At 56.1% G+C, this 20916-nt stretch carries 24 protein-coding genes; 16 read left to right on the top strand and 8 right to left on the bottom strand.

The genetic code is table 11. The features are described from left to right. Positions 1–57: 57 nt before the first annotated feature. Entirely contained in the window at positions 58–1137 is a 1080-nt protein-coding gene (gene hisC, locus NP603_RS16680; RefSeq protein WP_256612021.1) for a histidinol-phosphate transaminase, read from the bottom strand. Positions 1138–2060: 923 nt separating this feature from the next. On the opposite strand from hisC, the gene NP603_RS16675 reads away from it, so the two are divergent. From NP603_RS16675 to NP603_RS16665, 3 genes are read left to right on the top strand one after another with little or no spacing between them, the layout of a single operon-like run. Further along, positions 2061–2324: a hypothetical protein gene (locus tag NP603_RS16675; protein WP_256612020.1), complete on the top strand. Its 264-nt coding sequence runs from the start codon at positions 2061–2063 to the stop codon at positions 2322–2324. Positions 2325–2354: 30 nt separating this feature from the next. Continuing rightward, entirely contained in the window at positions 2355–2516 is a 162-nt protein-coding gene (locus NP603_RS16670; RefSeq protein ID WP_256612019.1) for a hypothetical protein, read from the top strand. Positions 2517–2540: 24 nt separating this feature from the next. After that, positions 2541–2888: a YkgJ family cysteine cluster protein gene (locus tag NP603_RS16665; protein WP_256612018.1), complete on the top strand. Its 348-nt coding sequence runs from the start codon at positions 2541–2543 to the stop codon at positions 2886–2888. Positions 2889–2955: 67 nt separating this feature from the next. Here the strand turns inward: NP603_RS16665 and NP603_RS16660 are convergent, their stop codons facing one another. Next, positions 2956–3960, bottom strand: coding sequence for a caspase family protein (locus NP603_RS16660; RefSeq protein ID WP_256612017.1), 1005 nt, complete (start codon positions 3958–3960; stop codon positions 2956–2958). 669 nt (positions 3961–4629) lie between these two features. On the opposite strand from NP603_RS16660, the gene NP603_RS16655 reads away from it, so the two are divergent. The 3 genes from NP603_RS16655 (at position 4630) to NP603_RS16645 (ending at position 7922) form a co-directional block, all read left to right on the top strand. Next, positions 4630–5724, top strand: a complete 1095-nt coding sequence (locus NP603_RS16655) for a phosphatidylinositol-specific phospholipase C (RefSeq protein ID WP_256612016.1) — start codon at positions 4630–4632, stop codon at positions 5722–5724. 209 nt (positions 5725–5933) lie between these two features. Then, on the top strand, positions 5934–7349 hold the full coding sequence (gene lpdA, locus NP603_RS16650; RefSeq protein ID WP_256612015.1) for a dihydrolipoyl dehydrogenase: 1416 nt from the start codon (positions 5934–5936) through the stop codon (positions 7347–7349). A gap of 36 nt (positions 7350–7385) precedes the next feature. Next, on the top strand, positions 7386–7922 hold the full coding sequence (locus tag NP603_RS16645) for a hypothetical protein (RefSeq protein ID WP_256612014.1): 537 nt from the start codon (positions 7386–7388) through the stop codon (positions 7920–7922). 41 nt (positions 7923–7963) lie between these two features. Here NP603_RS16645 and NP603_RS16640 read toward each other — a convergent pair whose 3' ends face one another. From NP603_RS16640 to mutY, 3 genes are all read right to left on the bottom strand, one after another. After that, complete coding sequence (locus tag NP603_RS16640) at positions 7964–8509, bottom strand: globin family protein (RefSeq protein WP_256612013.1); 546 nt, start codon at positions 8507–8509, stop codon at positions 7964–7966. Positions 8510–8650: 141 nt separating this feature from the next. Further along, positions 8651–8923 carry an oxidative damage protection protein gene (locus NP603_RS16635; RefSeq protein ID WP_256612012.1) on the bottom strand — a complete coding sequence of 91 codons (273 nt, stop codon included), beginning with the start codon at positions 8921–8923 and terminating at the stop codon, positions 8651–8653. Further along, positions 8907–9974, bottom strand: a complete 1068-nt coding sequence (gene mutY / locus NP603_RS16630) for an A/G-specific adenine glycosylase (RefSeq protein WP_256612011.1) — start codon at positions 9972–9974, stop codon at positions 8907–8909. Before mutY ends, NP603_RS16635 begins: the two co-directional genes overlap by 17 nt. Positions 9975–10146: 172 nt before the next feature. Here mutY and NP603_RS16625 point away from each other — a divergent pair, with 172 nt between their 5' ends. The 8 genes from NP603_RS16625 (at position 10147) to NP603_RS16590 (ending at position 15445) form a co-directional block, all read left to right on the top strand. After that, positions 10147–11202, top strand: a complete 1056-nt coding sequence (locus NP603_RS16625) for an NAD(P)-dependent alcohol dehydrogenase (RefSeq protein ID WP_256612010.1) — start codon at positions 10147–10149, stop codon at positions 11200–11202. 94 nt (positions 11203–11296) lie between these two features. Next, entirely contained in the window at positions 11297–12121 is an 825-nt protein-coding gene (gene murI, locus NP603_RS16620; protein WP_256612009.1) for a glutamate racemase, read from the top strand. A gap of 10 nt (positions 12122–12131) precedes the next feature. Further along, the gene (locus NP603_RS16615; RefSeq protein WP_256612008.1) at positions 12132–12611 is read left to right on the top strand and encodes a cupin domain-containing protein; all 480 of its coding nucleotides are present in this window, start codon (positions 12132–12134) and stop codon (positions 12609–12611) included. Positions 12612–12762: 151 nt separating this feature from the next. Further along, positions 12763–12918 carry a hypothetical protein gene (locus tag NP603_RS16610; RefSeq protein WP_172680373.1) on the top strand — a complete coding sequence of 52 codons (156 nt, stop codon included), beginning with the start codon at positions 12763–12765 and terminating at the stop codon, positions 12916–12918. 150 nt (positions 12919–13068) lie between these two features. After that, positions 13069–13341: a DUF5710 domain-containing protein gene (locus NP603_RS16605; protein WP_256612007.1), complete on the top strand. Its 273-nt coding sequence runs from the start codon at positions 13069–13071 to the stop codon at positions 13339–13341. Continuing rightward, complete coding sequence (locus NP603_RS16600; RefSeq protein ID WP_256612006.1) at positions 13332–13904, top strand: M48 metallopeptidase family protein; 573 nt, start codon at positions 13332–13334, stop codon at positions 13902–13904. The genes NP603_RS16605 and NP603_RS16600 overlap by 10 nt, the downstream gene beginning before the upstream one ends. A gap of 181 nt (positions 13905–14085) precedes the next feature. After that, on the top strand, positions 14086–14553 hold the full coding sequence (locus NP603_RS16595; RefSeq protein ID WP_256612005.1) for a CBS domain-containing protein: 468 nt from the start codon (positions 14086–14088) through the stop codon (positions 14551–14553). A gap of 301 nt (positions 14554–14854) precedes the next feature. Beyond that, complete coding sequence (locus tag NP603_RS16590; RefSeq protein WP_256612004.1) at positions 14855–15445, top strand: LOG family protein; 591 nt, start codon at positions 14855–14857, stop codon at positions 15443–15445. Between the two features lie 3 nt (positions 15446–15448). Here the strand turns inward: NP603_RS16590 and NP603_RS16585 are convergent, their stop codons facing one another. Then, positions 15449–16165, bottom strand: a complete 717-nt coding sequence (locus NP603_RS16585; RefSeq protein WP_256612003.1) for a YebC/PmpR family DNA-binding transcriptional regulator — start codon at positions 16163–16165, stop codon at positions 15449–15451. Between the two features lie 269 nt (positions 16166–16434). Here NP603_RS16585 and NP603_RS16580 point away from each other — a divergent pair, with 269 nt between their 5' ends. After that, the gene (locus NP603_RS16580; RefSeq protein ID WP_256612002.1) at positions 16435–16587 is read left to right on the top strand and encodes a hypothetical protein; all 153 of its coding nucleotides are present in this window, start codon (positions 16435–16437) and stop codon (positions 16585–16587) included. Between the two features lie 396 nt (positions 16588–16983). On the opposite strand, the gene NP603_RS16575 is transcribed toward NP603_RS16580, so the two are convergent. Together NP603_RS16575 and NP603_RS16570 are read right to left on the bottom strand one after the other, a co-directional pair. Further along, positions 16984–18375, bottom strand: coding sequence for an amino acid permease (locus NP603_RS16575; RefSeq protein ID WP_256612001.1), 1392 nt, complete (start codon positions 18373–18375; stop codon positions 16984–16986). 12 nt (positions 18376–18387) lie between these two features. Beyond that, on the bottom strand, positions 18388–19149 hold the full coding sequence (locus NP603_RS16570) for a pentapeptide repeat-containing protein (protein ID WP_256612000.1): 762 nt from the start codon (positions 19147–19149) through the stop codon (positions 18388–18390). A 294-nt stretch (positions 19150–19443) separates the two neighbouring features. Here NP603_RS16570 and NP603_RS16565 point away from each other — a divergent pair, with 294 nt between their 5' ends. Then, entirely contained in the window at positions 19444–20883 is a 1440-nt protein-coding gene (locus NP603_RS16565; RefSeq protein ID WP_256611999.1) for a UbiA family prenyltransferase, read from the top strand. Positions 20884–20916: the final 33 nt, after the last annotated feature.

Raw genomic sequence — 20916 nt, 5'->3', positions numbered from 1 at the left:
CTTACTGGCACTGTTTATTGAAACTGTTATTGCGCCGGGGCTGCGGCGCCTGCCGGCCTAGGCTAGCGCGGCTTTGAGGGCTTGCAGGAAGGCCTGGTTTTCTTCCGGTTTGCCTATCGTTGCCCGCAAGCAATTTTCCAGCAATCCGCCTTGCGGAGACAGGTTCTTGATCAGCACTCCATGCTGCTTCAAGCTGGCAAATACCGCATCCGCCGGTTTCGTCAGCGTGCGGAATAAAATGAAATTGGCCGCGCTGGGGTAGGCCTTGACCGAATCGATCGCTTGCAAGGCCTGCATCACGACGCTGCGCTGCTCGCGAATCAGCCGGGTCTGGTCCAACAGAAATTGAGGATGCTCCAGCGCGAAACCGGCCGTGGCCTGGGTCAAGCAGTTGATGTTGTAAGGCAGGCGGACCTTGTTCAGTTGTTCCAGCAAGGCCGGCGGACCGGCCAGAAAACCCAGCCGCAAACCGGCCAGGCCCAGCTTGGAAACGGTGCGCATTACCAATAGATTGTCGTGTTGCGGCAACTGTTCGATGAAACTGGCGTCGGCAAACGGCGCATAAGCTTCGTCCACCACCACTACTCCCGGCGCGGCGGCCAGTATGGCTTCGATCGCCGCGGGATCGAACAGGTTGCCGGTCGGGTTGTTCGGATAGGCCAGGAAAATCGCTGCCGGTTTTTCGGCTTCGATCGCGGCCAGCACGGCTGGCAAATCGAGATCGAAACTTTCTGCCGCCAGCGGCACGCCCCGGTAGCGTAAACCCAGGCTGAGGGCGATTTGTTTATACATGACGAAGCCGGGCTCGGGCGCCAACACGGCAGCCGTGCTGGGCAGGGCCATCAGCAGAATTTGAATGATCTCATCGGAACCGTTGCCAAGCAGGATGGCGGACGCATCCGGAATGGCGTTGCTGCGGCGCACGGCGTCCGCCAGAGCCTTGGCTTCCGGGTCCGGATAGCGGTTCAAAGGGCAGGACTTCAGGTGTTCCAGCCAGGCTTGTTGGATATCTGCCGGCCAAGTGTAGGGATTTTCCATCGCGTCGAGTTTGATGTAATTGCTGGCGTCGGCGACATGATACGCCGACATCGCGAGTACTTCGCGGCGGAACAGAGTTTCAAGCGGTGGGAGCGGCATAGTGTAAATCCGGCGGAGTTGAAACGGGCGGCATTGGCTGTGAACCGGGCAGCCGCGGGGCAAAAAGTCGGCGGATTTTAACAAAGCGAGGGACGAAAGCATAACCTTGCAAACCAGCCATCCAGCGTCCCCGTTGACGTGATTCGCCCGCAGCGGCGCGGGCCAACCTCACCATTCTAGCACCGTCGGCCGCTTTGCGGACGCCAAAATTTGGCGCAATCGAAGGGTCTGCAGCACAGGTACGGCTGAGCCGAGAGGGAAGCAAAATGGTTTTCGACAACTAGCTTGGCATGCAGAATCCCGATAAGAATGACGGTCCACGGCACCGGCGCCGCCAAACTGACGGAGTAGATTGCGAGGGCGATGGCCAAGATTTCCCGGAGTTTTTACAAGGAGTTCGGCGACGAAGCGGAACAAAAACGCACCCATGCTCGATGAGGAGCATGCCGTGCGAACGGTGATGAGCCGATAAGTTTGCCGTCATAGAATCAACAGCTTGGCGTTTGTTATGCCAAAGGGTTAAAACAGAACTTTCATAATAAGATCAAGTCGCCATAACGATAGGGATTGCCGGTGTGCTATCCGCCAGGGCAAGGGGAGCAATCGCGACCATGGTGTTTCGTTTACGGCATCCGTTGGAGCGCGAAGGGCATCCCTGCCGGAACGATGGGGCCTTCAAACTGGCATTGTACCGGCATTCGATCATGGAGCGGCAGCAGACAAATAGCGGCCCGGTGACCGCAATGTTTCTTAAAGCGCTTTGCAGAAAGCTGTATGGGTAAGGTGCATTGACAGGGTTTTCGCGGCCGGACCACAATGGGAAGCCGTACCGGCTTACCCCCGAAAGCCAAATCCAACCCATAGCACAGCAGGTTAAGCAAATGGATCCCGAAAAACTCGCTAACCGGACCGAAAGCGTTTCTATGGCAACCGGCGTTGCGGCCGGTATCGCCGCCGCCGGCGCAGTCGTCGCGGCACCCACCGGGTTGACTGCGGTCGGCGTCTGGTTGGGTATCGTCAGCCCGCCTTTAATCGTCACCGCCGCGCCGATCCTGGGAACGGTGGCGACGGTGGCCGGCACCGTTTCCGGCATGGCTTACTTGTACGCCAAATGGAAAAATCGACAGCTTGGCACCAGTCGGCCGACTGCCGCCGAGGCGGGGCCAGGCGACGACGTAGCGCAATAACCAGGCCGCCCGCTATTACCTTAACTGCCGATGACGCCGCTCGAACGCTTGCACGCCGACATCGACGCCAGGGTCGATGCTATCCGCGCCGAACGGCCAGAATGGCTGTGCCGGCAAGGTTGCCAGGGTTGCTGCCACCGTTTGGCCGAAATTCCGAGGCTCAGCCAGGCCGAATGGCGGCTACTGGCCTAGGGGCTGGTCTCGCTCCCCGGCGAAATGTTGCGGACGATAGCGCGAGACGTCGCTGCGCTGGCCGAACAAAGCGTCCGCCCTATCGTCTGCCCCATGCTCGATCGCGCTACCGGCAGTTGCCGCGTCTATCTCCAGCGCCCGGTCGCCTGCCGCACTTACGGTTTCTACGTTCAACGCGATAAGGGCTTGTATTGCAAAGACATCGAAACTCAAGTCGGCCACGGCGCGCTGAACGATGTGGTTTGGGGCAATCACGACGCTGTCGACCGCCGGCTGCAGGCCATGGGCGAAACCTGGGCCTTGACGGAATGGTTTACCTGCGCTTCCTCGGTTCTCCCAAACGAGGAGATTGAAACCCCAGCGTTGAAATAATGATGTGTCGCGGTTTCGAGAAACTGTGTGTCTAGGGGCTGAGTTGCCAGGTTCTCTGCATCTGAAATTAGCGCCCAGCAAAATAGAAATCGTTAACTAAAGAGGATAGCTCCCAGGGGGTTTGGTAGCCGTGTGTATCGTTCATAACAGAGATACGAACTTGTTTGAACATTTGTTCGATTGAAACTCCTGGGGTCTGTACATACTCAATTAGGGCTTTGGCATAAGGACTATTGTGCCCACTTCCATCTTCTGCAACTTTGCCGGGAGATGTGGAGAAAGCGATCAGTGAGCCGTGAACTTCCGATACTAGGGCTAATCCTCGACTTGCCGATCTTTGTGATTGAGGAAATGGATTGGTACGGCACGCATCGAAAATAATTATATTTACCCCGTTTTTTGCCGCCTCCATAGTTTTTAGTATCCAGTTCATTGGTACTGTCATGTACTGAACATCGGCAATATTACTTGGATATGAATCAACTGGAACTAGATAATTTTCACCTTCGACTTGCATGCCATGTCCGGCAAAGTAAAAAAGGCCTATATCATCGCCGTTTAGTTTCTCGCTGAAATTGCGAATTGAATCATCCATTTCACGTTTGGTTGCATCTTCCTTGATAATTACTTGGAAATGCAGCGATTTAAGGGCGGTGGCAATACTTTGCGCATCATTGGCAGGATTACGTAAAGTCGCTCCTTTTTGATAATTGCTATTGCCAATTATTAATGCGAATCGATTCGGAGCCGTTGTGTCCACCTGTGAAATACCGACTTGTGATTTTGCCGATGATCTTAGATTCTTTAGAAGATTTTGATCGATAGGGAGAAATTGGGTTATATATTCGTCTGGAATGCCCTGGATTACCGAAACTTGCCCTTCGGGTAAAAAGCTGCGCTTAAACGCATAAGCTCTATCAAGTTGAATATAGAAAATTTTCAGCTCAGTTCGAGAATTAACCAGAATATAAGAAGGGGTGCCTACCGCATTTATAATTGTGTCTACAGTAGAATCATAGCCTCGCTCCAGTCGCAGGCGATCTGCGCCATATTCGGATGAGGTAGGGAGCATTAGATTTGTATACCGAGCGGTGCTATAACCATGCTGGTACGCGATGCATCCAACTGCTCCTAAACATATTATAGCTCCAATCAATATAAATGAACGAATCGATGATAATTTATACATGGCTGCATACAGTTGTTTGTGTAAAATAAAAAAACAGCAATTGAATATTGGGGCAGTTGAGTAATTTTAAGGGCATCGAGAGTGGTCGATATGTTTCCTAGGCAGTGCTGTTTCGTGATTAGCGGCGAATTTGTTTTTAATGCCATAACTTATGAAATTTCTTGCTATTGGGCATTGAATAAATATAGCGCACCTAAAACCGGTATTGTTTATTTTTATCAGTAAAATTCAGATAGATTGCCGAAAACTGATCCACGAACGGTACGAATATAAACGAGAGTCCAAATTGCATACCCTTTTGACTAGTTCTGTCAAATTGAGCATGGTATTTTCCCTCGGCCTCTTTTGGAAACCCGATACGATATACGGTGGATTTACGATATGTCGTATTTTTGAATTAACTAACTCTCGGAAGAATTGGCGGCTAATTTTAAATTAGCCAAAATAAATCAATGCCTTGCCATGATTCGGATGAATTGGCACGCGGTTTGACTGTTATCGGTTAACCGAAGTTGAACTTCGGCACTCGATAACCGTAACCAGGAGATAGCCATGAAATTCACCGTCACATTAACCGCATTAGCCATCGCCGGCCTGATCGCCGTCAACGCCGAAGCCGCCACCGCAATCGACCGCGAAGCATATTCCCACGACGCCGATAGCGGCGCCTATAACCCGGATTGGCTGGCCGAATTGCCGGATACGCTGAAACTAAGCCAGCTATCCTTACCGGGCACTCACGATACGATGTCTTTGTACGGCGGCGATATTCCGCAAACCCAAGCCATGGATTTGCGCGAACAACTCGAAGCCGGCATTCGGGTATTGGATATCCGTTGCCGCCACGTTAACGATAATTTTTTGATTTACCACGGATCGGTTTACCAAAAAGCCGGTTTTACCGACGTGCTCGACGTGGTGCAGGCGTTTTTGACCCAACACCCCGGCGAAACCGTGGTGATGCGGGTCAAGGAAGAATCGACTCCGACCGGCAATACCCGCGAATTCCGTCAGACCTACGACGCGATTACCGCCAAATATCCCGGCCTGTTCTGGCAACCCGGCGGCAGCTTCAATCCGGCGCTGGGTTCGGTACGCGGCAAGGTCGTGCTGCTGCAAAACTTCGCGGAATCGACCCGGCAGGGTATCAACTTTAAGGAGCTGGAGCGGCAGGGTACCGCGCCGGACGATTGCCCTTTAAATAGCAATTGGGACTTGTACGGGGTTTGGGAAAAGGCCAAGACCCAATTCATGGCTGCCGCCAGTGGCGACCAGGACAAAATCTATATTAACCGCTGTCTGACCGGTTCCACCGGCGGTTTTCCGTACTTCGCCGCCAGCGGCAAAAGTTCGCCGCAAACCGATGCGCCGCAGTTGATGACCGGCTTGACCACGTTGACCAATCCCAACACCTATCCGGATTTTCCGCGGGTGAATTGCCTGGGCAAGCTGTGTTCGATCGCCTTTCTCGGCACCAATCCGCTGAGCAGCCAATTTTTGCGAAATCTGCGTGCCAATTACGCAGCATTGAATCAGGTTTACCAAACCCTGAATATCAATATCCGGGTCAGCAAGCGGGTCGGTATGGTGATGATGGATTTTCCGGGCAAGAGCTTGATTAACAACATCATCGCGATGAATAAATAGGGTCTTTGGCAACACGCGCCGCAGGTCGACCGAGCTGCGGCTACCGTCCCGAATTCCCAGCCAATCGCCCCTGCCGAATCAGCGGATTCTTGGCCGGGGCCGATTAATTTTCTATCCTGCGCGGTAACCGGTAAAATCGTCGCATACGCTATGTGCCAGCTTGCCGAAGGCGGCGGTAACCGATTTCACCATTCAGGGAGTTCCATTTCATGAGCAATACACAAACTCACGCCGAAGTTCTGGTTTTGGGCGGCGGCCCGGGCGGGTATACCGCCGCGTTTCGCGCCGCCGATCTGGGCAAGCAAGTGGTCTTGGTCGAACGCCATCCGGTATTAGGCGGCGTTTGTCTGAACGTCGGCTGCATTCCGTCCAAAGCGTTGTTGCACGTCGCGCAAATCATCCACGAAGCCGAGGACATGGCCGCGCACGGCGTTAGTTTCGGTAAGCCGCAAATCGATCTGGACAAAGTCAGAAGCTGGAAGCAGAGCGTTACCGAAACCCTGAACGGCGGTCTGGCCAAATTGGCCAAACAACGCAAGGTCACCGTGATTCACGGCGAGGGCAAATTCGCCGGCGCCAACAGCCTGACGGTCAGCAACGAGTCCGGCTCCCAGACTGTGACCTTCGATAATGCCATCATCGCCGCCGGCTCGCAGCCGACCAAAATTCCCGGCTTCCCGCACGACGATCCGCGGGTTTGGGACTCTACCGACGCCTTGAATCTGAACTGCGTCCCGGAAAAATTGCTGATCGTCGGCGGCGGCATCATCGGCCTGGAAATGGCGACGGTTTACCATGCATTGGGTTCGAAAATCAGCGTGGTCGAGTTGATGGATCAGATCATTCCCGGTTGCGACAAGGATCTGGTTACGCCGCTGCAGCGCAAGATCAAGAAGCAATACGACAATTTGTGGCTGCAAACCAGCGTCAAGGCCATGGAGCCGACCGATGCCGGCATTAAAGTCACGATGGAAGGCAAGGGCGCGCCGGAAAGCGAAACTTTCGACGCGGTGTTGGTCGCGGTCGGCCGCCGGCCGAACGGCAAATTGATAGCCGCCGAGCAAGCCGGCGTTACGGTTGACGAACGCGGTTTCATTCCGGTCGATAAGCAAGGCCGCACCAACGTCAGCCATATTTTTGCGATCGGCGACATCGTCGGGAACCCGATGCTGGCCCACAAAGCCACTCACGAAGGCAAAATCGCCGCCGAAACCATCGCCGGCCACAAGGCCGGTTTCGATGCATTGACGATTCCGTCGGTGGCTTACACCGACCCGGAAGTGGCCTGGATGGGCTTGACCGAAACCCAGGCTCAACAACAGGGCGTCGAATACGAGAAAGCCACCTTCCCTTGGGCCGCATCTGGCCGATCGCTGGCCTTGGGCCGTAGCGAAGGCTTGACCAAAATCCTGACCGACAAAGCCACGGGACGCATCCTCGGTGCCGGTTTTACCGGCCCCGGCGCCGGCGAGTTGGTGGCCGAAGCGGTGTTGGCGTTGGAAATGGGCGCCGATGCCACCGACATCAGCCTCAGCATCCATCCGCATCCGACCTTGTCGGAAACCTTTGCCTTTGCGGCGGAGATGATCGAAGGCACGATCACCGACTTGTATGTGAAGAAGTAAAGTTCGAGCCGGCCGGTTTCGGAAAGTAGTCAAGCGATGGCTTACAACCGTCCCTACGGTCTGGACGAAGTTAATCGGATATTGTGCGACAGCGAGCGTCGGCCGCGGCCAGACTTGGCGGCGGCTGTCGCCAAGCCCGGTCACGCCATCTCGTTACACACCGAGGCGCGCCGGGATTTCTTCTCGCGCGGCGGTGCCAAGTTGCCGGCGAAAGATTCGATTTTGCTCGGTTCGCGCAAGCATCTGGTTCAGGCCGTGCACGAGGTGTTGAATTCGGTGCCGGGCCAGATCGAGTTGGCCAAGCTCAACGATCCGCAATGCAAGAAAGTCGAAATTCGCGGCGTGGTGCTGCGCAAGGGGCGGGATTTCGACATATTTACTGTGTTTCGCCCCAAAGCCAAAGGCGCCCAAATGTCGTTCGATTGGCTATCCACTCATAAGGGCGACGGCTATATCGTGCAGTTGTTTATCCTGGTCTGCAAATTGCCGGGTAGCGGCCGCGAACAAATCCATATTCAGACCGCCTTCCCGGAAGACTACGCCAGAACCTTGGGCGACGACATTCTGCGCTGAAATGCCTCATCGCCGAGCGGCGTTGTTGGGTTTACCGACGGCTAGGCGGTCCTGTTGCTTTTGCTGGCGCGGCCCAACAAAGCGTTTCTGCCTTTTTCGGCCAGCGCCAGCATTTGGTAGGCCAGATCGTCGGCCACATTCAGTTGTTGCAGCGCCGCGTTGAGATGCTCCAACACGATGTCGTAATGAAAATCGTCCGGGCCGAGCTTGATCAAAAAGCTGTGCGCCGGGCATAGCAGTTTGATGGTTTTAGTTTCCTGCCCGCCGGCGATATCCCGCGAGAAAGCGAAATCTGCGCCGCCGGCCGGACCGGACTTGGTATTGCTGCGAGCGAAGGCCACCGTAAAGTAGTGGTCCAGCGCGGCCATGACCTTTTCGTCCTTGTTATTGAAAGTACTGAAATAAGCCGCAAGATAGGCTTTTAGCGCCGAGGCCTGTTCCGTGGCCGGGCGGGAGAAGAAAAAACGGTTGATGCGGTAGTCGTCGAGCATCTTGGCGTAAAACACGTCGACGATGCGGCCGACCCAGTTGTCGTCGCTGAGAGCGGCGCGCATGGACTGGACTTGCGGGGCTACGGTTGCGCTCATGGGTGTCTCCTGGCACGGTTGGTGTAACCGTCGCCAGTGTTCCAGTTGCGTCTTTCTTGTCAAATGTATGCACAGGGGTTGTTTGTGCAAAACCTGTGCAAAATGCTTGCGAGTCGGAAGCTCGGCGTTTCGATGGTCGGCTCAATCTTTTTTCGGCACGTAACCTTCCGGCATTTCGAAGCCGCCGGCGAACAGAAATTTCTCGCGTTCGGCTTCCAATACCTTTTTCGCGGCTGGGTCGAAGCTGGCCAGGCGGCGCTCGTTGATGATCATCGTCTGCATCGCCAGCCAGTCTTTCCAAGCCTGTTTCGAGACGTGCTCGAAAATGCGCTGGCCGTTCGGGCCGGGAAACGGCGGCGCATCCAGCCCTTCCGCTTCGATGCCAAGTTTCACGCATTTAACCATTCTCGTCATAATAATCCTCGGGATAATGTTGTTGCAGCAGGCGCTTGACCGGTGCCGGCAAGCCAAGTAATGCAAAGTCGGCGGCTTTATACCAAACCGCCCGGTCTGCTTCCATAACATTGTTTATGGGGTTTTCCAAGCCGGCCAGCAACGGTGTGTAATCCAGGTGGTAATGCGAAAAAGTGTGGCGCCCGGCCGACAAAACCTGCGGAGCCTTTACCATCCAGCCATGCTGCCGGCACCAGTCGCCGGCGGCGGCGATGTCGTCGAATTCCGGCAGGCTCCACAAGCCGCCCCAAATACCGGTTGGCGGTCGCTTTTCCAGCAGGATCCGCTTTGCCGGGTCTTGCAGCAATAGCCAATAGCTCTGCTTTACCGGCAAGGTCTTGCGCGGCTTGGCTTGCGGCAATTCGCGGGTTAGGCCTTGTTGTCGGGCTTGGCAGCCGGCGGCGACCGGGCAGATCGCACACACAGGTTTGCTGCGGGTGCACAGCGTGGCGCCCAGGTCCATTATGGCCTGGGTGTATGCCGCAGTGCGCTGCGACGGCGTGTACTGCGTTGCGATTTGCCACAGCCGCTCCGCGACGCGGGCTTCCCCCGGCCAGCCCGGCACGGCGTGGTAGCGGGCCAGTACCCGTTTGACGTTGCCGTCCAGAATCGGCTGGCTCTGGCCGCAGGCGATGCTGAGAATGGCGCCGGCGGTCGAGCGGCCGATGCCGGGCAATTCGCACATGCCGGCCAGCGTTTGCGGAAATTCGCCGCCGCCGGCCGCGACGATTTGCGCGGCTTTATGTAGGTTGCGGGCGCGAGCGTAATAGCCCAGTCCGGACCAGTATTGCAGCACCTCGTCCAGTTCGGCGGCGGCCAGGCTTTGCACCGACGGGAAGCGCGCCATGAAGCGCTCGAAATAACCGATCACGCTGGCAACCTGAGTCTGCTGCAGCATGATCTCGGAAATCCAGACTCGGTAAGGGCTGATTTCGCGTTGCCAGGGCAAATCCTTGCGGCCGTGGCTATCGAACCAGGCCAGTAGCTGTCGTTGGAATTGGTCGGGAGACATGGATGTAACCGGAGTTTGGTGCGGATATCGCCGTTACGTTAGCACGAACCGGAGTCGGCCGTTGCGGCGTTGTTTGTTGGGGCCGGCCAGGCTTCCGCCCTGCCGCAGCGGGATTTGTGGTAAAAATCCGCTGTTTACCCAGCTTGCCCGATTCGAATCAGGAGACTCCGAGATGCTGAAAAGTTATGGTTATGCCGCCTACAACTCGCTGACGCCGCTGCGTTCGTTCCAGTTCGAGCGGCGTACGCCTGGCGCGCGCGACGTATTGATCGAAATTCTTTACTGCGGCGTCTGCCACAGCGATTTGCACCAGGCGCGCAACGAATGGAACGGCAGCAGTTTTCCGATCGTGCCGGGTCACGAAATCGTCGGTAGAGTGACCGAGGTTGGCGCCGAGGTCTCTGCGTTTCGCCCGGGCGATCGGGTCGGAGTCGGATGCATGGTCGATGCCTGCCGCTCCTGTCCGGATTGCCTGGATCATCAGGAGCAATTTTGCGAAAACGCAGTTTTTACCTACAACAGTCCCGATCCGCACACCGGCAAAATGACATACGGCGGCTATTCAAATCAGATCGTGGTGGATCAGGATTTCGTGTTACGGGTACCGCCTGCACTCGATTTGGCGGCAACCGCGCCGTTGCTTTGCGCCGGCATCACCACTTATTCGCCTTTACGGCGCTGGCGGATCGACGCCGGCCACCGGGTCGGCATCGTCGGTTTGGGCGGTTTGGGGCATATGGGGCTGAAATTCGCCAAGGCGTTCTCTGCCGAGGCGGTGTTGTTCACCACCTCGCCAGACAAGGAGGCCGATGCCAGGCGGCTCGGCGCCGACGACGTGGTGGTTTCTAGCGATCCGGACGCGATGCGCGGCTACCAGAAGCGCTTCGATTTCATATTGAATACAGTGGCGGCATCGCACGACCTGGATCCGTACCTGGCGTTGCTGAAACGCGACGGGGTGATGTGTCTGGTCGGCGTGCCGGAAAAGCCGCATCCGGCGCCGAATATCGGCAATCTGATATTCCAGCGACGCGTGCTGGCCGGGTCCTTGATCGGCGGCATCCGCGAAACCCAGGAAATGCTGGATTTTTGCGCCGAGCGCGGCATCGTCTCCGACATAGAGCTGATTCCAATGGCCGGCATCAACGACGCCTATCAGCGGATGCTGAAAAGCGACGTCAAATACCGGTTCGTGATCGATATGGCGACGCTGGCGGCGGTACGTTAGTCCGGGGTGTCGACGCCGCAGCGGTTGCTACCGCGATGCTGGTATAGTTACTTGTTTTAGCGATTATCCATTCAAATTTGCAACTTGTTCTGTCATGAGTATCTCGGCCGCCGACGCTCCTATCGGCGTATTTGATTCCGGTGTCGGCGGTTTGTCCGTGTTGCGGGCGATTCGCGCCGAGTTGCCTGCGGAAGATTTGCTGTACGTGGCCGATTCCGGTTACGCGCCTTACGGCGACCGCGATGCCGGGTTTATCGAAGACCGGGCGGCGGCCATTGCCGGCTTTTTGCTGGACGAGGGAGTCAAGGCCATCGTTGTCGCCTGCAATACCGCTACCGTGGTGGCGATCGAGAAACTGCGCGCCTGGTGCCCGCTGCCGGTGGTGGCGATAGAGCCGGCGATAAAGCCCGCCGCGCGGATGACCCGATCCGGCGTGGTCGGCGTGCTGGCCACTCGCCAAACCCTGGCCAGCGCCAACGTGGCGCGGTTGTGCGCGGCTTACGGCCAAGACATCGATATTCTGTTACAGCCCTGCCCCGGCTTGGTGGAGCAGGTGGAGAAAGCCGAGTTGGATAGCCCCGCCAGCCGAGCCTTGCTGGAAGCCTATCTGGCGCCGCTGCTGGCGGCCGGGGCCGATACCATTGTCTTGGGCTGTACCCATTATCCGTTTTTGCTGCCGCTGGTCAGAGAAATCGTCGGTCCCGATCGGGCTATCATCGATCCGGCCATCGCCGTGGCCAAGGAATTGGCGCGGCGCCTGGGCAACCAACGCGCACCCGCTTCCCGGCCGGACCCGGCACGGACCCGTTTCCTTTCCAGCGCGGCGGGCTCCAGCGCCAGCGCGGTGGTTTCCGCGTTATGGGGCAGTTCGGTCGTGGTCGAGCCAGTGCAGGTCAGGCCAATCGCAGCCACCGGCTAGCAGCACGAATATGCGGAACCCCGATAGCTCTATAGCCGTTCTCGCCGAGGCCGTTGCTCCCAGAACCCAGGCCTCGTCGTATCCAGCGCCCTTTGATGCGCAGATGGCGGGCCGGGAAAAGCGCGCGCTCGGCGACTTGTTCGGTTTGAGCCGTTTCGGCGTCAATCTGACCACTTTGCAACCTGGCGCCCGTTCGGCGTTACGGCATGCGCATGCGCACCAAGACGAATTCATCTATGTGCTGCAAGGCCACCCGACGCTGGTGACCGATGCCGGCGAAACGCCGCTGGCACCGGGTATGTGCGCCGGATTCAAGGCCGGTGGCGGCGATGCCCACCATCTGCTGAACCGAACCGAGCAGCCGGTGCAATATCTGGAAATCGGCAACCGCAGTCCCGGCGATTCGGTCCAATATCCGGACGACGATTTGCAGGCGGCATGGGTCGAAGGCCGCTGGCGTTTCGCCCGTAAAGACGGAACGCCTTACTAAATCCTTACGGAACCGCAGCGCTGGAGCGGGATGCGGCGGAATTGGCGCGTTTGTTTTGTATTGAAAAACAATGTGTCTGTTTTTTGCGCTATTGTTAATTAAACAGGTCGTCCCTATAGTCTAGCCATGTGTTCAACTTTTGGAGTAGACCATGACTAACGTACAAAAAGACATTTTGAATGGTTTGGCCTTCATCACCGGAATCGTCGGTTTCTTGTCCGGCGAATTCATCATTTCGTCGCTGTTGTTCGCGACGACCACCTTTGCCAGCAATATCAACATAAACCGGAAAAATCAGAAAGACTGAGCGGTTGTTACCGGCGCGGTTCGGTTTTGACCAACCGGTTCGTGTCGCGGGCGAAAGGATTGCGCCAACCCGACGATTGGCGGTTTGGCTTGTGCGGCCAATCATTTACAATGCCGGCATGATTGAGACTTTCACTTCGCCGCGTGCAGTATGACAGCGGCCGCTAAAACCTACTTGAACGTACCTTATGCCCAAAAGGACGCTGCCAAAGCGCTTGGAGCGCGTTGGGATGCCGCCAACAAGAAATGGTATGTGCCGGCCGGCAAGGACCCGGAGCCGTTCGGCCAATGGCTGACGCCTGCGGAGCCTGGCGCTGTCAAGGCGTATTCGGCACCGACTGTCGCTGTGTCGCCGACCAATATCACCCTGCCGGCCGATAGTAACTTCGTCGCTTACGACGGCGACGCGCCTCCATGGGACTGACCGGTGCGCTGGCTGACGGTTTTGGATTGCAGCGCATGCCGCCGCTGAAATACCTGGCCGGCTATCCGGCCGACGTGCTGGATCAAGTCGGCCGCTTGCTCGATAGCGGTCGCCTGACCGCAATTCTGTTGCAAAAATATCCGTTGGCCCACGACATCAAATCCGACAAAGCGCTTTATACCTATGCGATGGATTTGAAAAACCGCTTCCTGCGACAATCCGCTCCCCTCGGCAAGATCGTGTACGACGATAAGATCGATATCGAACATCAGGCTTTGGGCTTACACAGCACGGTTTCGCGGGTACAGGGCGGGCGGTTGAAATCCAAAAACGAGATCCGCATCGGATCGGTTTTCAAAATCGCGCCGTTGCCGGTGCTGGACACGGTCGTCGTCCACGAATTGGCCCATTTGCGCGAAAAGCAGCACAACAAGGCGTTTTACCAGCTTTGCGAGCATATGCAGCCCGGGTATCGGCAGATGGAGTTCGATATGCGTCTGTATCTGACGCATTTGGACGCGCTCGGCCCCCTGTATCGGCCGGGCGTCGGCAACGGCGCTTGATTTTCGTCGCCGATGCTCGGACCATTACCCGCTCGGCCTTGAAATAGATTTCGCCGGCGTGACCCTGGAGTATGGGGCCCGGCGAAAACTCAGACCGAACCGAGCGCCAGGGATATCGGAGCCGGTTTGATAGCCATAACCCAATAATTTTTATAAGCTTGAACCCGTATCGGAGAACGACATGCTAGTTTCGGAATTGATGACCACCAAGGTATTTACCGTAGAACCCCACGACTTGATCGACCGGGTGTTTTTCCTGATCCACTACGAAAAAATCCGCCATTTGCCGGTGGTCGAGAAAGGTAAGCTGGTCGGTATCGTCTCGGATCGCGATTTGTATAAGGCTCTGGGCCCCAAAAGCAATTCCAACGCCGTCGAGGCCAACAAGGACAACACCCAGTTGCATGTGGTCTCGCAAAAAGTCGTACACATAATGCACCGCGGTGTCTACACCGTGACGCCCGACACCCCCGCTTCGGCCGCGGCGGCGATGATGGCCGACCACCGCATCGGCGCGCTGCCGGTGGTCGAGAAAGACAAATTGGTCGGCATTCTCTCGGCAACCGACATTTTGCGGGTATTCGCCAAATTGGAGCGAGCGCACGAACAACTGGAAAAGGACCTGAAACAGGGTAACGCCGGCGCATAACCCTGTTGCTGCAATGGTTGACAGCGGCTTGGCCGAAGTCTAAAACTTCGGCTGCGGCATCCGCCCGGGTGCCGTCTCGTCAGCTTCAGCCAAGAGGTCGCCGTTATGATGAGAATGTTGCTAGAGGTGGTGATGGTGCTGGCCTTGGTCGGCGGTTTGTTTTTTGCAACCAAAGTCTTGGCCAAGGAAAACCGCGATAGCGATAAGCCCGACGACGGTGGCTAACCGTCGTCTGCCCGGCCAGGTGTCCCGGGTCATTGCTCCCGTTTTTGCGCGGACAATCAATTTTGGGATTTGAAAAATGGCTGTCATTCGCAGTATCTGCGTTTACTGCGGTTCCAGTCCGGGCCGTAGCGAAATTTACGCCGCCGGCGCCCGGCAACTGGCCGAAGCCCTGGTCGAGCGCGATTTGCGTTTGGTTTACGGCGGCGCCGGCATCGGCGTGATGGGCATTGTTGCGGACCAGGTGTTACAGCTCGGCGGCCAGGTGGTAGGCGTGATTCCGCAAGCGCTGGCGACCAAGGAAGTGGCTCATCCCGGGTTGACCGAACTGCACGTCACGGCGTCGATGCACGAACGCAAAATGCGGATGGCCGAACTGGCCGACGGCTTTGTCGCGTTGCCCGGCGGTATCGGCACGCTGGAAGAACTGTTCGAAATCTGGACCTGGGCTCAGCTCGGCTTTCACGACAAACCCTGCGGCGTGCTGAATATCGGCGGTTATTACGATGCGCTAATTCGATTCCTGGACCATGTCGCCGCCGAACAATTCGTCAAGCCGCAGCAGCGGGCGATGTTGATGGTGGAAGCCGAGCCGGCGGTTTTGCTAGATCGCTACGCCGGCTACCGGGCGCCGGCGGGCGAGCATTGGCTTGATCGCAGCCAGACTTGAACTTTAGTACTCGGCGTCGTGGTAGACGTTTTGCACGTCGTCCAGATCGTTCAACATATCCAGAAATTTTTCGAACATCGCCACGTCGTCTCCGCCGATCGGTGTCGATCCCTTCGGCAAAAACTGAATCTCGTCGGCTTCGAAGTCGATCTCTCCCAGCAGGTCCAACAGGGCTTGCTTGGCCTTGAAATAATCCGAATGCGGTGTGAAAACGGTGAGTTTGCCGTTGTCGTTTTCCATGTCGCTGATGTCGACGTCGGCATTCAGTAGGGCTTCCAAAACAGCGTCTTCGTCGTCGTGCTTGAAAGCCAGAATCGCGGAGTGGTCGAACATATGGCCGACCGTGCCCGGCGTACCGATCTTGGCTTTGGTTTTGGTGAAGCAAAGCCGGACGTCGTTAAAGGTACGGTTCGGGTTGTCGGTTAGGCAGTCGACGATGACCATGCAGCCGCCGGGACCGAAGCCTTCGTAACGCGCCGGGGCGAAATCCTCGCCGCCGGCGCCCTTGGCCTTGTCCAGCGCCTTCTCGATGACGTGGGACGGTACTTGGTCCTTCTTAGCTCGGTCGATCAAACCGCGCAAGGTCAGATTGCCGGCCGGGTCGACGCCCCCGGACTTGGCGACCACGTAGATTTCGCGGCCGTATTTGCTGTAAATCTTGGTTTTGGCGTCGGCCGTTTTGGCCATCGATACTTTTCGGTTTTGATAGGCTCTGCCCATGATTGCGCTGCTCCGGGTAATCGCGGTAATGAAGTCCGCGGATTTTACAGGCAGTTTTTAACCAGGGGAACTTTTAACTCGGCGCCTCAAGCGTGTCCGTTGCCGGAAACCGCGATGCGGCGAGCGATTCAGTCGAGTGTGCTCGCCAACCGGCTACCGGCGGGCGCGGAACAGAGGTCGGCGTTTTTTCCGTTTCGTTAAGCAATTTGTAAGACAGTGCGGCCAGAATGCCGCCCGAACAAATTGCAAATAACACGGAGTATCTGCTCATGACTAAACCGAAGATGAAGTTGATCAAACATATCTGGGTTTGCTCTTGCCCGCTGGCGATCGGCGCGGGCCATTCCGCCAGGGAGGCCTACAAGCGCTGGAGCGACAACTGGAAGGCAAAATCGGTATTTTTACCGGATTTTCGTTACTAATTTCTGCATGAATTCCGCGTAACCAACGGCCGGCCCCCCTTGCCGGTTCCTCGGCGCCGGGTTGTCACCATCATTTCCAGCAGGCGTCTGGTCTGCCCCATACTTGGCAGACCGGACACCGATCAAAAACCGACCTTTTCGAACAGCCGTTTGGCAGGAGTATGCCGCCAGACATTGGGAATAACTCCTGGAAATTTATTGAACGTGGCTTCTCCGCCGGTTTTCGAGGCTTCGGGCGATATTAGATATCGGCGGCCTGTTTCGCTGCCTTTAGCGACTGGCTCGGCGAGAATTCGTTCTTGCTCCACAGAAAATTATGGGTGTCGGGCCGTTAGACTCTCTCGGCCAACGGCGTCCGCAACGCGAGGGCGTTGACCCAGCGCCGGCGATTCCGCTTTATTCCCGCAATTGGCTATGCTTCACCCCATACCCAAAATAAATCAAAAACCCTAGCAGTAGCCAAACCAACAACCTGATCCAGGTATCCATTGGCAGGCCCGCCATTAAGCTCAAGCACACCAAAATCCCGCCAATCGGCACATACGGTACCGCCGGGCATTTGAAATGGCGTTCCATTTCCGGGTGGCTGTTGCGTAGGATCCAGACCCCGCCGCAGACCAGTACGAAGGCGAACAAGGTGCCTATGCTGACCAATTCTCCAAGTTTTTCGATCGGCATGAATCCGGCCAGCAAGGATACGGCCACACCAACCAGGATGGTCGATAAATGGGGGGTTTGAAATTTCGGGTGGACTTGGGCGAAAAGAGGCGGCAGCAGTTGGTCTTTGGCCATCGAGAAGAAAATCCGGCTTTGGCCCATCAGCAGAACCAGCATTACCGAGGTCAGGCCGGCGATGGCGGCGATTTTGATGATCGGCGACAGCCAGCCCATGCCGACATGATCGACCGCCAGTGCAATCGGTGCCGGTACATTCAATTCGGTATAGGAAATGATGCCGGTCAGTACGCCGGCGACCAAAATGTAGAGTAAGGTGCAGACCGCCAACGAGCCGATGATGCCGATCGGGACGTCGCGTTGCGGATTAATCGCTTCCTGGGCCGCGGTGGATACCGCATCGAAACCAATGTAAGCGAAAAAAATCACGCCGGCTCCGGTCAAGACGCCGCCGAAGCCGAACGGTGCGAAATTAGACCAATTCGCCGTGTCGACATGGCCGGCGCCGGCAACGATAAAGACCACGATCACCGCCGATTTGATCAGTACCATGACGAAATTGAAGATCGCCGATTGGCGGATGCCAAGCACCAATAAGCCGGTCAGCAGCAGAATGATTGCGGCGGCGGGCAGGTTGACGAAGCCGGTTTCGGGGTTGGCGAGATAAGCGGTGGTTAGATAAGTGGGTAGATGCAGGCCTAACGCGTCGAGGAAACTAGTCAAGTAGCCGGCCCAGCCGATCGCTACGGTGCTGCTGGCCAGTGCGTATTCCAGTACTAAATCCCAGCCTATGATCCAGGCCATTAGTTCGCCCATGGTTGCGTAGGCGTAGCTGTAGGCGCTGCCGGACACCGGGATCATCGACGCCAATTCGCTGTAACACATCGCCGCCAGTCCGCAGGCGATACCTGCCAAAATAAACGAGACGACGATGGCCGGGCCGGCATATTTGGCCGCGGCGATGCCGGTCAGCACGAAGATACCGGCGCCGATGACCGCACCGATGCCGAGAACGGTCAAGTCTTTGGCGTTCAGAGTTTGTTTCAGGCCGTGCTCGACATCGGTCAAAGCGTCGACCGATTTACGCTGCAGCAGTTGCTTGGGAATTTGCATGGGAGATCTCGGTTATTTGGTTTGGGCGGATTTGACGGAGTCGGGCAGATTTTTGGCGCCGTCGAAGCGGGTGCCTTGCAAAATCGCGCCGGTAAAAATTGCGTCGTGCAATTTTGCTTCGGCAAAATTGGCATTGCTTAGGTCGGCACCGGTCATATCGGCGCCATCCATTTCGGCGGAATACAGATCGGCATCTTGCAAATTGGCTTTAATTAATTTGGCATGTTTCAACATGGCTCGGCCGAGTTGGGCGTTGCGTAAATTGGCTCCGCTTAGGTTGGCACCCTTCAAGCTGGCGCGCATCAAACCCATCGATTGATTTTTCATGTCGGCAGCCCACTGCACGTTGCTGAGATTGGCGTTGCTCAGGTTGGCGCCGTCCATGATCGCCACGACCCGGCTACCGCTCATATCGGCGTTGCTGAGGTCAGCGTGCATCAGACTGACTCCGAAAATGCTGGTATTGGCCAGATTGGCGCCATTTAGCTGGATGCGGGTCATCACTGTCAGGTCTAGCGTCAGGCCTTGCAGATTACATTTGTTCAAATTCGAACGTCTGAGATCCGCACCCCACAAGTCGGCGTTGCGAAAATCCAGGTTGGACAAGTCCAGATCGGTCAGATCCTTTCGTCGCAGGTCGGCCGGGTGCTGCTTGTCGGCCTTTGCGAGCAGTTGCTCGACTTGGGCTCGATTAAGTTCGGCTGCTTGTATTGAATTGGCACCCGCTATGAGATAAAAAGCCAGCCAAATGTTTGTTTTTCGTAAGCCATGCATGAAAGCCTCCGGAGAGTTTGCTTTAGGTTTTAAGTCATCTGCCTCGAGCCTCGCATTCAAGTAGTTTTGCAAGGTTTCAGGTCCTCTCAGCTTAAACCCGGATAGTAACAGGGTGGTCAGAAGACTCAATCGGAAATTTTATGCGGCCTTGATTCCAGAAGGCGCGTCGACAGGCCGGGCTCGCATCATTCAATTGAGCGGCGGTGGGGGCTCTCGGGGATGATGTTAACATGTGCGGGCAAGCCGTCGGGATGCTCAAGGCCGGCTCTCATTTAACTGCAACAGGAACCTAACGTGACTAATTCAGCCCTTGCGCCGTTGGTAGTGGATTTGGATGGGACACTGATTCGAACCGATACCCTGGTTGAATCGATTATTCTGCTTCTCAAGCGGAAGCCGCTGTGCTTGATTCTCATGGTGTTTTGGTTGCTCTCAGGTCGAGCCTACTTTAAATCCAGAATTGCCAACTCTGTCGAGTTAGATGTGCGGCTTTTACCCTACCGAGATGATCTTTTGGAGTATCTGCAGGCCGCGAAGAACACCGGCCGGCATCTTATATTGGCGACTGCGGCTCATAAAACCGTTGCAGAGCGAGTTGCGGCTCATTTGGGTTTCTTCGACATGGTTCTTGGGAGTGATGGATCGGTCAATTTGAAAGGGCGTGTCAAACTTGCGGCAATTCAGAGCAGCGTTGGTCCCGAATTCGTCTACGCTGGCGACAGCGGGGCGGATTTGCCGATTTGGCAACAAGCTCAAGCTGCGATTTTGGTTAACTCACCGGCGCGGGTTGCCAGAGTAGTCCGAGCAACCTGCAGCGTCGAACGCGAGTTTTTTGAAACCGGTAACCGGTTTTATCTGTGGATCAGGGCCATGCGGGTTCACCAGTGGCTGAAAAACTTGTTACTGTTCGTGCCGCTGTTGACGGCTTTTTCATTCCGGGAGTATGAAAAGATAGCGATGGCCCTCTGCGGTTTTTTTGCGTTTTCCCTGGCAGCCTCGGCAACCTACATGGGAAACGATATGTGGGATCTGGAAAGCGATCGGCGGCATCCGCGCAAAAAATCGCGACCGTTCGCCTGTGGGAGCCTGCCATTGATTCAAGGTCTTGTGGTTGCGGCAGCATTTCTCTCGTTGGGGCTGTTGCTGGCTTTTAAAGTTTCCCTTGCGTTTATGAGTATCTTGGTAGTGTATCTGATCGTCACAACCAGCTATACCTGGTGCCTGAAGACCTATGTCTTGATTGATGTTCTGGTGTTATCCCTGCTGTATAGCCTGCGCATTTTTGCCGGTTCAGTTGCGGCCGATGTCTTAGTAAGCTTCTGGCTGCTGGCCTTTTCCGTTTTTATTTTTTTCAGCTTGGCATTGGTCAAACGTTGCTCTGAGTTGTTAATACTCGAACAGCAAGGCCGGTCACGCACCAATGGTCGGGATTATCAGGTTTCGGATTTGGTGGTCTTGTGGCCGTTGGGAGTCGGTTCGGCTCTAAGTTCGGTAGTCGTATTCGGACTATTCATTTGCGCCAATGAGACTCAAGCCAGATATGCGACGCCGAACGGGTTATGGTTGGTGGCAGTTGGCATTACTTATTGGCTTTCTCGCTTGTGGATAAAAACTTCGCGTGGTGAGATGGATGACGATCCGTTAGTATTTGCCGTGCGCGATTTTGGCAGTCGAGTGACGATCGCAGCGATGATCGCTGCCACGTTGGCAGCAAGATTTCTGAATTGGGGATAATCCATGCATATTCTACTGATTGCCGTAGGCAGC

The sequence above is a fragment of the Methylomonas aurea genome (assembly GCF_024505045.1).
GTDB lineage: Bacteria > Pseudomonadota > Gammaproteobacteria > Methylococcales > Methylomonadaceae > Methylomonas > Methylomonas aurea.
This window is presented reverse-complemented; position numbering and strand designations above follow the sequence as displayed.

Coding starts and splice junctions, on each gene's coding strand:
- hisC (WP_256612021.1), bottom strand. CDS start 1,137: ATGCCGCTCCCACCGCTTGAAACTCTGTTCCGCCGCGAAGTACTCGCG.
- NP603_RS16675 (WP_256612020.1), top strand. CDS start 2,061: ATGGCAACCGGCGTTGCGGCCGGTATCGCCGCCGCCGGCGCAGTCGTC.
- NP603_RS16670 (WP_256612019.1), top strand. CDS start 2,355: ATGACGCCGCTCGAACGCTTGCACGCCGACATCGACGCCAGGGTCGAT.
- NP603_RS16665 (WP_256612018.1), top strand. CDS start 2,541: ATGTTGCGGACGATAGCGCGAGACGTCGCTGCGCTGGCCGAACAAAGC.
- NP603_RS16660 (WP_256612017.1), bottom strand. CDS start 3,960: ATGCTCCCTACCTCATCCGAATATGGCGCAGATCGCCTGCGACTGGAG.
- NP603_RS16655 (WP_256612016.1), top strand. CDS start 4,630: ATGAAATTCACCGTCACATTAACCGCATTAGCCATCGCCGGCCTGATC.
- lpdA (WP_256612015.1), top strand. CDS start 5,934: ATGAGCAATACACAAACTCACGCCGAAGTTCTGGTTTTGGGCGGCGGC.
- NP603_RS16645 (WP_256612014.1), top strand. CDS start 7,386: ATGGCTTACAACCGTCCCTACGGTCTGGACGAAGTTAATCGGATATTG.
- NP603_RS16640 (WP_256612013.1), bottom strand. CDS start 8,509: ATGAGCGCAACCGTAGCCCCGCAAGTCCAGTCCATGCGCGCCGCTCTC.
- NP603_RS16635 (WP_256612012.1), bottom strand. CDS start 8,923: ATGACGAGAATGGTTAAATGCGTGAAACTTGGCATCGAAGCGGAAGGG.
- mutY (WP_256612011.1), bottom strand. CDS start 9,974: ATGTCTCCCGACCAATTCCAACGACAGCTACTGGCCTGGTTCGATAGC.
- NP603_RS16625 (WP_256612010.1), top strand. CDS start 10,147: ATGCTGAAAAGTTATGGTTATGCCGCCTACAACTCGCTGACGCCGCTG.
- murI (WP_256612009.1), top strand. CDS start 11,297: ATGAGTATCTCGGCCGCCGACGCTCCTATCGGCGTATTTGATTCCGGT.
- NP603_RS16615 (WP_256612008.1), top strand. CDS start 12,132: ATGCGGAACCCCGATAGCTCTATAGCCGTTCTCGCCGAGGCCGTTGCT.
- NP603_RS16610 (WP_172680373.1), top strand. CDS start 12,763: ATGACTAACGTACAAAAAGACATTTTGAATGGTTTGGCCTTCATCACC.
- NP603_RS16605 (WP_256612007.1), top strand. CDS start 13,069: ATGACAGCGGCCGCTAAAACCTACTTGAACGTACCTTATGCCCAAAAG.
- NP603_RS16600 (WP_256612006.1), top strand. CDS start 13,332: ATGGGACTGACCGGTGCGCTGGCTGACGGTTTTGGATTGCAGCGCATG.
- NP603_RS16595 (WP_256612005.1), top strand. CDS start 14,086: ATGCTAGTTTCGGAATTGATGACCACCAAGGTATTTACCGTAGAACCC.
- NP603_RS16590 (WP_256612004.1), top strand. CDS start 14,855: ATGGCTGTCATTCGCAGTATCTGCGTTTACTGCGGTTCCAGTCCGGGC.
- NP603_RS16585 (WP_256612003.1), bottom strand. CDS start 16,165: ATGGGCAGAGCCTATCAAAACCGAAAAGTATCGATGGCCAAAACGGCC.
- NP603_RS16580 (WP_256612002.1), top strand. CDS start 16,435: ATGACTAAACCGAAGATGAAGTTGATCAAACATATCTGGGTTTGCTCT.
- NP603_RS16575 (WP_256612001.1), bottom strand. CDS start 18,375: ATGCAAATTCCCAAGCAACTGCTGCAGCGTAAATCGGTCGACGCTTTG.
- NP603_RS16570 (WP_256612000.1), bottom strand. CDS start 19,149: ATGCATGGCTTACGAAAAACAAACATTTGGCTGGCTTTTTATCTCATA.